The organism is Variovorax sp. 679, from assembly GCF_003952185.1.
In the GTDB taxonomy this organism is placed as follows: domain Bacteria; phylum Pseudomonadota; class Gammaproteobacteria; order Burkholderiales; family Burkholderiaceae_C; genus Variovorax.
In genome coordinates this window covers 38,617-52,883 of record NZ_RXFS01000024.1, presented here as the reverse complement: position 1 = coordinate 52,883, position 14,267 = coordinate 38,617, and the positions used below count along the sequence as shown (strand labels likewise).

Sequence of the window (14,267 nt, the reverse complement as noted above, 5' to 3'; positions counted from 1 at the left end):
AGGCACGCGCACGCGGATCTTTCTCCTGTCGTCGAGCGGCGTCGTTACCGCCGTGACTTCCGCGAAGCCGTCCAGGCCCAGGCTGAAGTCCAGCCAGATGTCCTCTTCTTCTCCCTGTACTGCCATCACTTTGTCCTCCCGAGCCATCGGACCTTGTAGACCTCCGGACCATCCGATCGCTGTTGTCGCGTGGTGCCATCAGTGCCTGTGGCCTCGCCGCCTTGCCGGCCCGGCCCCGTCGTCTCACCGGAAGGCGCAGCCCGCGAGTTGGGCTCGCCGTTGCGCACGAGCTCGAAGCGCTGCCTCGCTGCGGGCGTGTCCTTTTCATCGATGTGATGAAACATGACCTCCTGGTCGAAGCGCGTCTGCACGTCCCGATTCATCTTGTCGGGCGTGCGGCTGTCGGGCTTTACGAAGCTGTGCGTCGTCGCATGCGCCCGCCAGGTGCCCCGGGTGCCGTGCACGATCCCCGAAGCGTTCCAGCATGTGTAGCTCGAGCCGCCGTTGATCACGACCTCTTCAGCCGCCGTGATCGTGATCCGGTTGGCCTCCTGCCGGATGTTCATCTTCGCAAGGATGTTGATGCTGTTCTTCAGCGCCGTGATGTCGATGTCCGCGTTGCCGGCCACCAGCTTCACGCCGGCCCTGTAGGCGAACATGCGCACGGCGTTCCTGGCCGAGACCAGGAAGCTCTTCGCGCTGGCGACGCTGGTATGCCCGCCGCTGGTGAGCGCGTTGTGTCCGGCGCTCGCGAAGTGGCTGGAGCCTTGCGCGACGGTCTGGATGCCGCAGGGGCTGGCGAGCGTCAGGTGCGGCTGGTCGAATTCCGGGAACTCGCCCTGCGCGGTGCCGCTGGCCTTGCCCCTGATCGCGTCGTTCTGCTGCTTGAGCTCCCTGGCGACCTCGCTCTGATCGCCTTCCTCGTGGGCCCCGGCGTCCAGTGCGACCTGCGACATGCCTTCGTGCACTTCGCGGGCCTGTGTGAGCCGCGCGACCGTCTCGCCCATGTCGGTGATGTGGGCCTGCGCGTTCGGCCGGGACTCGGTGCTCACCAGTAATCCGCGCGCGGCGCGCAGCGCACCGTGTCCGTCGGTGCGCAATTCGAAGCCCTGGCCGCGATCGTCCTTGCGGCCGGCGGTGTCGTCGATGCGGCCGATGTGCCCGAGGCTGAGGCTGCTGCACTGGTGGTCGCTCTTCAGCTGCGCCTGCACCCTGCTCGCGCTGTCGTCGAGCGCCAGGTGGTTGCCGCGCAGGCTGCCTCCGAGTTCGCGGCTGCGGATGCCCATCAGGTGAGTCTGGGCGGGCAGCTTCCAGGCCGGCATTTCGTCGGCGTTGTGGAAGCGGCCCACGACGATCGGGCGATCGGGGTTGCCGTTGAGGAAATCGACGATCACTTCCTGCCCGATGCGCGGCAGCGCCGCCGTGCCGAACTGCGCGCCGGCCCAGCCGTGCGATACGCGCAGCCAGCACGAGGAGTTCTCGTCGTTGCTTCCCAGGCGGTCCCACTGGAACTGCACCTTCACCCGGCCGTGCTGGTCGGTCCAGATTTCCTCGCTCGCCGGGCCGACCACCACGGCGGTCTGCGGGCCGCCGGTGCGGGGCCTCGGCGTGATGCGCGGCGGGCGCCACGCGAAGCTGGTGGGCTGCGCATCGAATGCGAAGCGCTGGATGGAGCCACCCGATGTGCCGCCCGTGCCTTCGCTGGCGCGCAGGTTCTCCTGCAGGTGATAGGCCACGCCGAGTACAAGATGCTGGCGGTTCTGGTCGTCGCGCGGATGGCCGGCGAGCCGCAGCGTGTGGCCCGGCGCCAGCGAGCGCAGGTTGGACCGTCCGGAGACGAGGCTTCGCGCGCTCAGCTGTTCCTCGTTGCGGATACCGGCATAGGCCTCTCCATCGCCGTTCAGCAGGTAGTGGCCGGGCCACTCGAAGACTTCATGGCCGTCGTGATCGTGCCCCGGCGGCATCTGGCGCCGGCTCTTGAGGTCGGCCTTGGGCTTCTCGAAGTCGTAGTCGTCGGTGCAGTGGTGGCCGGAGCGCAGATCCTCGGCCATCTCCCATGCGTAGATGCGCTCGGCCGTCTCGTCGCCACCGGTCATGCCCGACTGCTCGTGCGGGTGGTAGCGCACCGTCTCGCCGCCGGGCAGCGGGGCGTGCGAGCTGGCGATGTCGTCCGCGAACACCAGCACATGCTGTGCGGCTTCGTGCCGGACGAAGTAGCAGATGCCTTCGTGCTCGCACAGGCGCGACACGAAATCGAAGTCGCTCTCGCCATACTGCACGCAGTAGCTCCAGACCCGGTAGCTGCGCGAGAGCTTCTGCTCGAAGGGATGGCCGTAGCGGCCGAGCACCTCGGCCAGGATCTCGGGAACGCTGCGGTCCTGGAAGATCCTGTAGTCGTGCCGTTTCGAGGCGAGCCAGAACCACGGGCGCAGCCTCATCGCGTAGAAGGAGTGCCGCGCGTCTTCCCGCGCGAGCCCGAAGCGGGTGACGATGCCGGCGAGATGGCGCGTGCCGCCGTGCCCGGTCTGCATCGACACCGTGGCGGTCTTGCCGAGCAGGGCCTTGGGGTCGATGGCGTTGTGGCTGCCCAGCAGTTCGACATCGAAGGCATGGGCCCGGCTCAGCGCCTCGCGCCCGACCAGCCGATGGAACTGCAGTGCCTCGCCCATCGGTGTGGCAATGGTGACGCGGCGGCTCATCGCGCTGGCGGAAATGAAGAAGGCAAGCTTGCGCGGCGCCTGCACCGGCGGCGGCCGGTGACGCTGGACATGGACACGAGAAATCCTCCCTGGATATTCGATTGCTCGAATGAAATAGTTATTCCTGATTATTCGAAGGGCAGGCTCGCGCTTGGTGACAGGCACTCAAGATCAGGGGAAATACGTGAAGAAATGCTCGCGGCGCGTGCGAGGCGAAGCTGCTGCTATTCGGAAGGGAATAAATGTCGATGCGGACGGCGACAGGATGCAGCCGCTCAGCATCTTGAAGCTCATGGCTTCAGCGGGATTCGCAGCACGTGCCATGGAGGCCACCTTTGGGCCCCAATGGCACAGACACGGTACGCCTCTATCTTGCGGCTGCCTTGGGCCAACCGATAAGTGCAGCGCGACGAAGACTGGCTTTCACGACCTGGCGGTGAAAAGGCGCGATCACCGATATGTAGGCTCGGCCCAGGAGGTTGTTGCAGTGGACGACGGTCGAGACAGTCAGTTGGCCGCCGAGTGTTGGAGACAAGCCTGGGGTGTGGAGCACCGACAGTCTGAAATCGAGGTGCTTGTCGTCCTCGCCCAGGACGATCTCGGCTTCGCTCCTGCCGTAGACCCTGAAGATGCCGATGCGGTCGGCGTTGGCTTCGCCGGAGAGCGTCGCGAGGTGTTTGGCGGTCTTCAAGCCAAAGCACGCGACGATTGCATCCCGGACGCTGGTGAGCCATCCGATCCAGGACGGCTGCTGCGAGATGAGGAATCGCCACAGGACATCCGGATCGCTGGATGTGCCCAAGGGCAGTTGAACTGCAAACGCGTCCGCGAGATCCGTCGATTCATAGATTGCAGCGACGGCGGACTGCGTGGGGAGGGCAACCGGCTTTACTGGCGTGAGTTCGCTTGGCATGAATGGCACTCCGAGGTCTGACGAATGACATTGGGGACGGGCGACGGTGGAGGGGTAGACATCAACGCGCAGGCTCGGATGGCCCGGCGAAGACCTTGACCACTTCGTACATCCCGGGGTCGAACCTGGCGATGGCGAGCACCTGTTCCACATACGGAGATGTCGCCGGGTTCGAAAGCATCGATTGGTAGCTCTGGTAGTGCTCCGCGCTCTTCCACTGCGAGTACATCGTGACCCTTGTTCCATCGACGCTTCGATGAAGCGCCGCCGAGATGAACCCCTGCACGTCGCGAACGGATGTATCGGTGGCGCGTGCGAGTATGTCGAGCAACTGCTGTTGATTCGATGGCTCGACCGTGAATACGTTGATGAGCGTGACGAGATCTGCGTTCTCGGCAATCGTAGTCATTGGGAGACTCCAGCGTCGCAGGGAGAAATCTTCCCTGGCGCTCGCATTTTATGCGTGGCAGGTTGCGCGGGATTCCATGGTAGGCACCGGCGTGCCGTGCTTGGCAATCAGGCGGTAGCTTGCGCTGCTTGCTCATCCTGGTTCGAGACGATCACCAGCGAGCGGATGCGATAGCCGACGAATTCCTCAGTCGGCGCCCAGCTGCAGGCGGCTGGGCAGCCTTTTCTCGATGGCGAACTTCAGCAGTGCTGCCGAGCGGAAGATGCCGTGCGCGAACTTGCCGTAGGGCAGCGTGAGAAAGAGAGACATCACCACGCCCAGGTGCACCGCCAGCAGCAGCGCCATGAAGCGCGTGTCGCGCCACGCGAGCAGCGCGAGGCCGGTGATGCCGGTGAGCAGCAGCAGCGCGATGAAGCCGCGGTCCATGGGCCGCTGCGTGGCGTCGCCGTGCGCCGGGTCGCGCCGCAGGTTCAGCCACAGCAGTCCGACGGGTCCCACCACGAGGCCGATGCCGCCTGCCGTGCCCAGCAGCACCGGCAGGCTGGTCAGCGCGTAGGGCGCGTGCAAGCCCAGCAGGTAGTGGTAGAGCGTCGCCACGCAGGTCGATGCGAAGCACAGCATGAAGCCGTAGAAGGTGAAGTGATGGAAGCGCCTGCGCCAAAGGGTGAAGCGGTCGTCCTCGTTGTTGCAGCCTTCGCCGTGGCCGCCGTCGAGGTACTTCAGGCGCAGCGCGTCGTGCGCGGCTTCGGCGCCGGCTGAGGCGCGCACGCCGGCCACCTCGGCGCGCGGGTTGTCGCGTGAAGGCGATACCTCGCGCCAGAAGCGGCGCACGCCCATGGCCAGCGCGAACATCACGAAGAGGAACACCACGCCGAACACCAGCGCGAGCAGGTTGTGCGGAAAGATCGCGTAGAAGTTGCCCGCCATCGGTTCGTGCAGCAGCGAGCCCGACATCGCCACGGCCAGCACCAGAAAGAGGGCGAGCCCGCCCGCCAGTGCCAGGGCGACCGTGAGGCCGGCCCTTTGGTACAGCGCACCCATCGCGGGCGGCCAGGCGTAGTCGTGGTACGTCTGCATGCGCACCTGCGCCATAGCCTGCGGCACGTTCACCGCGAACTCGTGCGGTGGCGCGTACTGGCAGGCATGCAGGCAGGCGCCGCAGTTGTGGCACAGGTTGGCGAGGTAGTGCGTGTCGGCCTTGTTGCCGAACTCGAGCCGGCGCGTCATGGCCGGGAACACGGCGCAGAAGCCTTCGCAGTAGCGGCAGGCGTTGCAGATCTGCAGGATGCGCGCGACTTCGTCCTCGGTTGCCGTCAACGGCAGCGCGGGGGCGATGGGAATCACGCGCTGCGTGGGCGTGCCTTCGGCGTCCGCCCGTGCGTGTGCGACGAGATCAGTGAGCTGCTGCAAGCGCGGCCTCCTTGTTGTTCTTCGTGGAAGCCCGCGCGGCTTTCGCTGCCTGCGTGCCGGCGATGCGCCCGAAGGCCGTGCCGATGCTCATGCCCACGCCCGCCGTGTAGCCCTTGCCGAGCACGTTGCCGGCCATCATTTCGCCGGCCACGAAGAGATTGGGGCTCGGGCGACCGCCGAAACGCACGGCCGCCGTCTCGTCCACCTTCAGCCCGAGATAGGTGAAGGTGATGCCGGGACGCAGCGGGTAGGCCTGGAAGGGCGCGGTGTCGATGGGGCGTGCCCAGTGCGTCTTGGCGGGCGCGACGCCTTCGGTGCGGCAGTTGTCCAGCGTGGTGTGGTCGAAGCGGCCGACGCGGCATGCGGCGTTGTAGTCGTCCACGGTGCGCACGAAGGTGGCTTCGTCGAGGCCGATCTTGCGTGCCAGCTCGCCGGGCGTGTTTGCCTGCGTGCCTGGAAACACCGGCGGCATGAAGCGCCCGACCGCCTTCTGGTCGATGACCGACCACGCGATCTGCCCCGGCTGCTGAGCCACCAGCCGGCCCCAGATGGCATAGCGCTTGGGCCAGAAGTCCTCGCCCTCGTCGTAGAAGCGCTTCGCCTCGCGGTTGACGACCACGCCGAGCGACACGCAGTCGATACGCGTGCAGATGCCGCCGTCGTACAGCGGCGCGCGCGCGTCGATGGCCACCATGTGGCCCTGCGAAGGGTCGCCGATGCTGTCGGCGCCTGCCTCGATCATGTGCTTGAGCAGCACGCCCTGGTTGAAGCGCGTGCCACGGATCAGGAAGTTGTCGGCCGGCCATTCGCCGCGCTCGTTCCGGCCCCATGCCTCGCGCAGCCATTCGCGGTTCGACTCGAAACCGCCGGCGGCCAGCACGCAGCTCTTCGCCTCGATGCGCTCGCCGGCTTCGGTGCGCACGGCCACAAAGCGGTCGCCGTCGAGTTCGACCGAGGCCACGGGCGTGTCGTAGCGAACCTGCACGCCGAGCCTTTCAGCGCTGCGGTAGTAGGCATTGACCAATGCCTTGCCGCCACCCATGAAGAAGGCGTTGGTGCGCGCCACGTGCAGCGCGCCTGACAGCGGTGGCTGGAAGTGCACGCCGTGGCTGCGCATCCAGTCGCGGCAGTTCGACGAGGCGCGGATCACCAGACGTGCGAGGTGCTCGTCGGTGAGGCCGCCGGTCACCTTCAGCAGGTCCTGCCAGTACTCCTCTTCGGGATAGGCATCGACCAGCACGTCCTGCGGCGCGTCGTGCATGCAGCGCAGGTTGCGCGTGTGCTGCGAGTTGCCGCCGCGCCATGCCTTGGGCGAGGCTTCGAGTAGCAGCACCGAGGCGCCGGCCTCGCGCGCCATCAGGGCGGCGCAGAGGGCGGCATTGCCGCCCCCGACAACCAGTACATCGATCACTCGTGGGTCTCCTTGGGATCAGGAGACTCTAGGCAGGCCGGCCTTCAGGCGAAAGGCCGGTTCGGGCAACGGGTGTTCACGTTTCGAGAAGACTGGCGCCGGCCCAGCGGCCCTCGCGCACCAGGGCGCGCGCCGTGTCGGCCACCACCACGCGCGTGGCCAGCGCGGCGGGGGAGAGCTCGTCGTCCGACAGGCTCACGAGCAGGTTTCTGCGGCCAACGTGCGCGTCGGCGATCTGCGTGAGCTGCAGGTCGTCGCGGTCGTGCCGCGCGGAGGCCGCGCCGGGCTGGATGGTCGCACCGTGTCCGGCGCGCACCGCGTCCATCAGCAGCGCGAGGCCGTCGACCTCGGCCACGATGCGCGGTGCGATGCGTGCCCGCGCGAAGGCGGCCATCAGCGTGGCGCGCAGGCCGTGGCTGCCGCTGGGCAGGATGAGCGGCAGGTCGCCCAGCTGCGACAGGCGCACGCGCGCACCGGTGGGGCGCTGCGCAAGCGCTGGCGATGCGATCACGAAGAGCTTTTCGGCCAGCAGCGGCGTCACGCTCCAGCGTCTCGGGGTGTCGGTCTGGAACAGCACGGCCAGGTCGAGCTGCCGCGCCTGCAGCATGGTCGTGAGATGGCCCGACAGAGCCTCGACCATGTGCAGCCGTACCTCGGGGTAGCGCTCGCGCATGGCGCGCATCAGCGGCACGCCGAGCACCGTGGCGGTGGTGGGCGCCAGGCCCACGCTCACGTGGCCAGAGAGCCGCGCTTGCTGCGCCGCGAGCACCGCGTCGTCGGCATGCCGCAGCACGAGCTGCGCCTGATGGAGAAAGGCCACGCCTGCATCGGTGGGCACCACGCCGCTGGAGCTGCGCTTGAGCAACCGGGTGGCGAGCTCGCCCTCGAGCCGGCTGATCTGCTGGCTCAGCGCCGAGGTGACGACGCCCAGCTCGACCGCTGCGCGGCCCATGCTGCGAAGCTCGCAGACCTTGACGAAGTAGCGCAGTTGCCGGAGTTCCATCCGCCGATCATCGCGCAGGCGCGGTACTGGGCGCCGGCCGGCGCAACAGCAGCCATCCGAAGAATGGGGCGGTGATGTACATCACCACCGAGTAGATGGCGGCTGGCAGCGCCAGCGGGAAGCTGCCCAGCACGCTCACCGCGATGAAGATCGCCAGCGTGGAGTTGTGGATGCCGATCTCGTAGCTGATGGCGGTGGCCAGAGGCTTGTCGAGCCCGGCGGCGCGGCTGAGGTAGTAGCCCGCCAGCAGGCTCAGCAGGTTGAACAGCAGCACGGGAATGCCGATCTGCGCGAAGGTGCTCGTGATGGTTTTCCACTCGTTGGCGATGGCGAGCACCGTCACCACAGCGAGCACCACGCCGCTGAAGACCTTGGTCGGCTTCTCCATGCGCGCCGCGAAGCCGGGCCGGCGCGAGGCCACGAACATGCCCAGCGCCACAGGCACCAGCACGATGGCGATCACTTCGACCAGCTTGCGCGTCTGCAGCGGCACCACCTGGCCGCCCTGCGCGAAATGGCCGATGGCCCAGTTCGTGATCAGCGGCAGCGTGACGATGGACAGCAGCGTGTTCACGGCCGTGAGCGAGATGTTCATCGCCACGTTGCCGCCGAACAGGTGCGAGAACAGGTTGGCCGAGATGCCGCCGGGCGAGGCCGCCAGCAGCATCAGCCCGACCGCGAACACCGGCGACAGCCCGAAGCCCACGATGATCGCGTAGCACGCCAGCGGCAGGCCGATGACCTGCAGCACGAGCGCGATGGTCACGGCCTTGGGGTGCTTGAAAAGGCGCCTGAAGTCGGCGAGCGAAAGCGAAAGCCCGAGCCCGAACATCACGAGCGCGAGCGCGCCGAACAGGAAGCGGGTGACGATGACGGTACTGTCCATTGGGTTGTCTCCTCGGTGGCTCTTGTAGTTTTGATGCGGTAAAAAAATGGCTGCCAGCACCTGTCGCGCAGGCGCTGGCAGCCGTGGAAACCGGGACCGACGAAGGTCTTATTGCTTGTAGCTGTCGTCGATGCGGTCGAGCTTGCGGATCAGCGACGGCCAGACGAACTGGCCGCCCATGCCGCCAGTCTGCACCTTCATGGCCTGGCCCACGCCTTCCACGATGCGCGGGTCCACGTGCGTGAGTTCGCTGCCGCCGGACTGCGCCGCGATCTGGATCTGGCAGGTGGCCTCGAAGGTGTACATCGAAAGGAAGGCGTCGGCAATGGTCTTGCCGCAGGTCAGCAGGCCGTGGTTGCGCAACATGAGGAAGTTCGCATTACCCATGTCGGCCTGCAGGCGCGGCTTCTCGTCGTCGCGGAAAGCCACGCCCTCGTAGTCGTGATAGGCCAGCGAGGCCAGCACGAAGGTCGACTGCTGGCTGATGGGCAGCACGCCGTTCTTCTGCGCGCTCACGGCGATGCCGGCGCGGGTGTGGGTGTGCAGCACGCACTGGATGTCTTCCCGCGCGGCGTGCACCGCGCTGTGGATCACGAAGCCCGCCGGGTTCACGGGGTAGGGCGAGTCGATGATCTTGTTGCACTGCTGGTCGACCTTGACCAGGCTCGACGCGGTGATCTCGTCGAACATCAGGCCGTAGGGGTTGATCAGGAAGTGATGCTCCGGGCCAGGAATGCGCGCGCTGATGTGCGTGAAGACGAGGTCGCTCCAGCCGTGCAGCGCCACGAGGCGGTAGCAGGCGGCGAGGTCGACGCGCAGCTGCCACTCCTCGGCGGAGACGAGCTTCTGGATTTCGGGTTGGGCGAAGGCGTTCATGGGATTGGTCCTCGAGTCTGTGTCGTGTGGGTCAGGCGGCCGCGGGCTCGGTCAGCGCGGCCTTGTAGATGCTCTGCTTCGGCTGCGCCATCACGCGGCGCAGCATGGGCTCGAACTCGCTGATGGGCAGCGTTTCGGCCTTGGGGTCGAAGGCGGGGTTGTCGTAGAGCGCGCAGAACTCGGCCGTGCGCTCGTAGTGCGGGTGGCCCTTGAAGTTGTCGCGCATGTCGCGGTCCAGGCCGATGTGGTGGAAGAAGTAGTGGCCCTGGAAGATGCCGTGGTTCTGCACCATCCAGTGGTTGGCCTCGCTCACGAAGGGCTTGAGGATGGCGGCGGCGATGTCGGGGTGGTTGAAGCTGCCGAGCGTGTCGCCGATGTCGTGCAGCAGCGCGCACACCACGTATTCCTCGTCGCGGCCGTCGCGCAGGGCGCGGGTGGCGGTCTGCAGCGAGTGGGTGTAGCGGTCGACCGGGAAGCCGCCGTAGTCGCCTTCGAGGATCTGCAGGTGCTTGATCACGCGCGCGGGCAGGCCGCCCGCGAACTGCATGAATTCGCCACCGATCAGCTGCCAGTCTTCGCGCGTGCTTTCCTGCATGCTCTTGAAACTTGCGCGTGCGTTCATCGCCGGAGTCTCCGTTCTTGTCTTGTGGGGAGCTGGTCACTGTATGCCTGCGCTTGACCATCAACTGTCAAGAATTTGACAATGCGGGGTTCTGGTAAACCCCCGATTTCCTGTCACACCTCTTTCATGGCCACCTCCCCGAAACCGCGCCTGTCCGCCACGCACCGTGCCGCGCTGGAAGGCAATCCGTGGTTCATGAGCATGCCGAGAGCCCAGCGCGAGGCGCTGGTCGCCGCGGCCGAGCTCCACCACGTGCGGCGCGGCGCGATGGTGTTCCGCCAGGGCGATCCGCTCCATGCGACGGGCGGCGGCTTCTACGGGCTGGTGGCGGGCACGATCAAGATCTCCTCGCTGCGGCAGGACGGCCGCGAGGCCATCCTCGCGGTGCTGGAGCCGGGCAACTGGTTCGGCGAGATCACGCTGATCGACGGCTCGCCGCGCACCCACGACGCAACCGCGCTGGAAGCGCTCGACCTGCTGGTGGTGCCGCCCGCGGCCTTCGTGCAGCTGATGCGCGAGGTGGTGTTTTCCAACGCCATCGCCGCGATGCTGGCGGCGCGTGTGCGCATGCTCTACGGCCTGGCGGAAGACGCCACGCTGCGCAGCCTGCGCGCGCGCGTGGCACACCGGTTGCTGGTGCTGGCGCGCGGCGACGCCACGCAGTCGGTGCACCTGCGGCACGAGCTGCAGCTGCCGCAGGAGGCGCTGGCGATGATGCTCGGCGTGACGCGCCAGACGCTGTCGAAGGAGCTCAACGCGCTGTCGACCGAGGGTGTGATCGCGCTGGGCTACGGGCGCATCGAGCTGCTGTCGCTCGATGCGCTCCAGAGGCTGGTGAGCGCCGGTTAGGGGCGCACGCCGTCGGCGGACTCGTCGGGCGGCGCGTGACCTGCTTCCGGTTTCGCTGCTGTCTTCGCCAGCTTGCGCGAAGGCTCGTCGATCTTGTCGCCCAGCACGCGCCGCACCACCACGTAGAACACCGGGATCATCAGCAGCCCGAGGAAGGTCGCGAACAGCATGCCGCCGGTCACGCCCATGCCGATCTCGTGCCGCGAGACCGCGCCGGCACCGCTGGAGACGATCAGCGGGAACACGCCCAGGATGAAGGCCATCGAGGTCATCAGGATCGGGCGCAGCCGCAGCCGCGCGGCTTCCAGCACCGATTCGTACAGCGTCAGGCCGCGCTGCTGCGCCTCCACCGCGAACTCGACGATCAGGATCGCGTTCTTCGCCGCCAGGCCCATCACCGTGACAAGGCTGATCTTGAAGAACACGTCGTTGGAGAAGCCGGCCAGCCAGCAGAAGGCGATCACGCCCAGCATGCCCAGCGGCACCACCAGCAGCACCGCCACCGGTATCGACCAGCTCTCGTACAGCGCGGCAAGGCACAGGAACACCACCACCACCGACAGCACCAGCAGCAGCGTGGCCGAGTTGCCGGCCTGCTGTTCCTGGTAGGACAGGCCGTTCCAGTCGTAGCCGAAGCCCGCGGGCAGGTCGTTGCGCACGATGTCCTGCAGCGTGACCATCGCCTGCCCGGTGGAAGTGCCGGGCGCGGGGTTGCCGACGATCTGCACCGCCGCGTTGCCGTTGAAGCGCTGCAGCGCGATCGAGCCTGTGCCCCACTGGGCCTTCACCACGCTCGACAGCGGCACCATCGCGCCCGCGCTGCCGGCCAGCGTGCTCGGCGTGTAGACACGGTCGAGCGCCTCGGGACCCATGCGGAAGGGCGCGTCGGCCTGCATGTACACGCGCTTGATGCGCCCGTCGTAGCGGAACTGGTTGACGTTGGTGGGCGCCAGCAGCATCGCGACGCCGTTGTAGACGTCGGTCAGCGTCAGCCCCAGCGCGTAGGCCTGCGCGCGGTCGACCGCGATCTGCCATTGCGGCGCGTCGGGCAGCACGTTGGGACGGATGCTCGACAGCGTCGGGTTCTGGGCGGCCTTCTCCACCAGCGTGCGCGAGGCCTGCGCCAGCTCGGCGCGCGACTGGCCGGCGCGCGCCTGCAGGAACATGTCGATGCCGCCGAGCTGGCTCAGGCCGCGGATGGCCGGCTGGTTGAAGGCGATGGCCTGCGCGTCGGGCAGGCCGCGCAGCGCGCGCGTGATCTCGGGAATGAGCTCCATCGCGGTCTTGTCGCGCTGCTCCCACGGCTTGAGCTTGACGAACACCGTGCCTGCGTTCTCCGCGTTGCCGGCGAAGCCGAAGCCCTGAGCCTGGAAGATCGCGTCGACGCTCGCGCCCACCGGGCTCTTCAGGATGCGCTCACGGATCTCCGCCATCACGCGGTCGTTTCGCTCCAGCGTGGCGCCGGGCGGCAGCGTGACCGACACCAGCACCGAGCCCTGGTCCTCGCCCGGCACGAAGCCCGTGGGCATACGCGCATAGAGGAAGCCCGTGAGCACCGTGACGAGCACGAAGGCCAGCATCCAGCGCGGCGCATGGCGCAGCGCCCAGCCCACATGGCCGTGGTAGGTGCGAGCCACCCAGTCGAAGAGGCGGTCGAAGCCGCGGAAGAGCGCGTTCTTGCGCGCGTGGTCGGTGGGCTTGAGCAGCGTGGCGCACAGCGCGGGCGTGAAGGTCATCGCCAGGAAGGCCGAGCAGGCCATCGACAGCGCGATGGTGAAGGCGAACTGCGCGTAGATGATGCCGGTGGCCCCGGGCTGCAGCGCGGAGGGCACGAACACGGCCGTGAGCACCACCGTGATCGCCACGATGGCGCCGGTGATCTGCCCCATGCTCTTGCGCGTGGCCTCCCTGGGCGGCAGGCCTTCCTCGGTCATGAGCCGCTCGACGTTCTCGATCACCACGATCGCGTCGTCCACCACGATGCCGATCGCCAGCACCATTCCGAACAGCGTCAGCTGGTTGAGCGAGAAGCCCAGCAGCTGCATGCCGGCGAAGGTGCCCAGCAGCGCCACCGGAATCACCAGCGTGGGGATCAGCGTGGCGCGCAGGTTCTGCAGGAACACCAGCATCACCAGGAACACCAGCACGATCGCCTCGAACAGCGTCTTCACCACCTCGGTGATCGAGGCTGTGATGAAGGGCGTGGTGTCGTAGGCCACCGTCCAGCGCACGCCGGGCAGTTCGCGCACGAGCAGGTCCATCTGCTTCTTGATGGTCTCGCCCACCTGCAGCGCGTTGGCGCCGGGCGCGAGGTTGATGCCCAGGCCGCCCGCCGGCTTGCCGTCGAGCAGGGCGCGCTGGCCGTAGGTCTGCGGGCCGAACTCCACGCGCGCCACGTCGGAAAGGTGCACCACGGTGCCGTCGTTGTTGGCGCGCAGGATGATGTCGCGGAACTGCTGTGGCGAGGTGAAGAGGGTGTCGGCCGCCGCGGTGGCTGTCACTTCCTGCCCCGGCGCGGCCGGATCGGCGCCGAGCGAGCCCGCGCCGAACTGGGCGTTCTGCGCCTGCACGGCGGCCAGCACCTGGCTGGCGGAGAGACCGTAGGCTTGCAGCTTGTCGGGGTTGAGCCACAGCCGCATCGCGTATTCGGAGCCCGGCGTGATGGTGCTGCCCACGCCGTCGATGCGCGCGATCACCGGCAGGATGCGCGAGGCGATGATGTCGTTCAGGCGGCCCGAGTCGATCGTCGGATCGTCCGAGATGAGCTGCATGAACATCAGGATGTCCGGGCTTGCCTTGGCCACCACCACGCCCTGCTGCGTGACCTGCGAGGGCAGGAGCGGCTGCGCCAGCTGCACCTTGTTCTGCACCTGCACCGCGGCGGTGTCGGGGTTGGTGCCGGTGGCGAAGCTCAGCGTGATGGTGGCGGTGCCGTTGGCGCGCGAGGTGGAGCTGAAATACAGCAGGTTGTCCAGGCCGATGAGCTGCTGCTCGATCACCTGCGTGACGGTGGTTTCCATCGTCTCGGCGCTGGCGCCGGGATAGGTGGCTGTGACCGTGATCTGCGGCGGCGCGACGTTGGGGTACGAGGCGATGCCCAGCCGGCCCACGGCGATGGCGCCGACCAGCGAGATCAAGATGGCGACGACCCAGGCGAAGACCGGGCGGTCGATGAAGAACTTCGGCATG

Annotated in this window: 12 protein-coding genes; 1 reads left to right on the top strand and 11 read right to left on the bottom strand. The window is 67.4% G+C overall.

Annotated elements, in window-relative coordinates:
* Nucleotides 1–125: 125 nt before the first annotated feature.
* From tssI to EJO71_RS33575, 10 genes are all read right to left on the bottom strand, one after another.
* The gene (tssI, locus tag EJO71_RS33615; RefSeq protein ID WP_125952932.1) at nucleotides 126–2,699 is read right to left on the bottom strand and encodes a type VI secretion system Vgr family protein; all 2,574 of its coding nucleotides are present in this window, start codon (nucleotides 2,697–2,699) and stop codon (nucleotides 126–128) included.
* 171 nt (nucleotides 2,700–2,870) lie between these two features.
* The gene (locus tag EJO71_RS35005; RefSeq protein ID WP_276311729.1) at nucleotides 2,871–2,993 is read right to left on the bottom strand and encodes a hypothetical protein; all 123 of its coding nucleotides are present in this window, start codon (nucleotides 2,991–2,993) and stop codon (nucleotides 2,871–2,873) included.
* Between the two features lie 73 nt (nucleotides 2,994–3,066).
* Entirely contained in the window at nucleotides 3,067–3,612 is a 546-nt protein-coding gene (locus EJO71_RS33610; protein WP_125952933.1) for a DUF2867 domain-containing protein, read from the bottom strand.
* A 61-nt stretch (nucleotides 3,613–3,673) separates the two neighbouring features.
* Entirely contained in the window at nucleotides 3,674–4,021 is a 348-nt protein-coding gene (locus tag EJO71_RS33605; protein ID WP_125952934.1) for an antibiotic biosynthesis monooxygenase family protein, read from the bottom strand.
* A 186-nt stretch (nucleotides 4,022–4,207) separates the two neighbouring features.
* Nucleotides 4,208–5,431, bottom strand: a complete 1,224-nt coding sequence (tcuB, locus tag EJO71_RS33600; protein WP_125952935.1) for a tricarballylate utilization 4Fe-4S protein TcuB — start codon at nucleotides 5,429–5,431, stop codon at nucleotides 4,208–4,210.
* Nucleotides 5,415–6,842 carry an FAD-dependent tricarballylate dehydrogenase TcuA gene (tcuA, locus tag EJO71_RS33595; RefSeq protein ID WP_125952936.1) on the bottom strand — a complete coding sequence of 476 codons (1,428 nt, stop codon included), beginning with the start codon at nucleotides 6,840–6,842 and terminating at the stop codon, nucleotides 5,415–5,417. The genes tcuB and tcuA overlap by 17 nt, the downstream gene beginning before the upstream one ends.
* A 76-nt stretch (nucleotides 6,843–6,918) precedes the next feature.
* Nucleotides 6,919–7,845, bottom strand: coding sequence for a LysR substrate-binding domain-containing protein (locus EJO71_RS33590; protein ID WP_125952937.1), 927 nt, complete (start codon nucleotides 7,843–7,845; stop codon nucleotides 6,919–6,921).
* A gap of 7 nt (nucleotides 7,846–7,852) precedes the next feature.
* Entirely contained in the window at nucleotides 7,853–8,731 is an 879-nt protein-coding gene (locus EJO71_RS33585; RefSeq protein WP_125952938.1) for a bile acid:sodium symporter family protein, read from the bottom strand.
* A 108-nt stretch (nucleotides 8,732–8,839) separates the two neighbouring features.
* Complete coding sequence (locus tag EJO71_RS33580; protein ID WP_093202892.1) at nucleotides 8,840–9,607, bottom strand: class II aldolase/adducin family protein; 768 nt, start codon at nucleotides 9,605–9,607, stop codon at nucleotides 8,840–8,842.
* 31 nt (nucleotides 9,608–9,638) lie between these two features.
* Nucleotides 9,639–10,229: an HD domain-containing protein gene (locus tag EJO71_RS33575; RefSeq protein WP_125952939.1), complete on the bottom strand. Its 591-nt coding sequence runs from the start codon at nucleotides 10,227–10,229 to the stop codon at nucleotides 9,639–9,641.
* Between the two features lie 126 nt (nucleotides 10,230–10,355).
* On the opposite strand from EJO71_RS33575, the gene EJO71_RS33570 reads away from it, so the two are divergent.
* A complete protein-coding gene (locus EJO71_RS33570) occupies nucleotides 10,356–11,078 on the top strand; it encodes a Crp/Fnr family transcriptional regulator (RefSeq protein ID WP_125952940.1) in 723 nt (240 codons plus the stop codon).
* Here EJO71_RS33570 and EJO71_RS33565 read toward each other — a convergent pair.
* Nucleotides 11,075–14,266: an efflux RND transporter permease subunit gene (locus tag EJO71_RS33565; RefSeq protein ID WP_125952941.1), complete on the bottom strand. Its 3,192-nt coding sequence runs from the start codon at nucleotides 14,264–14,266 to the stop codon at nucleotides 11,075–11,077. The genes EJO71_RS33570 and EJO71_RS33565 overlap by 4 nt on opposite strands.
* Nucleotide 14,267: the final 1 nt, after the last annotated feature.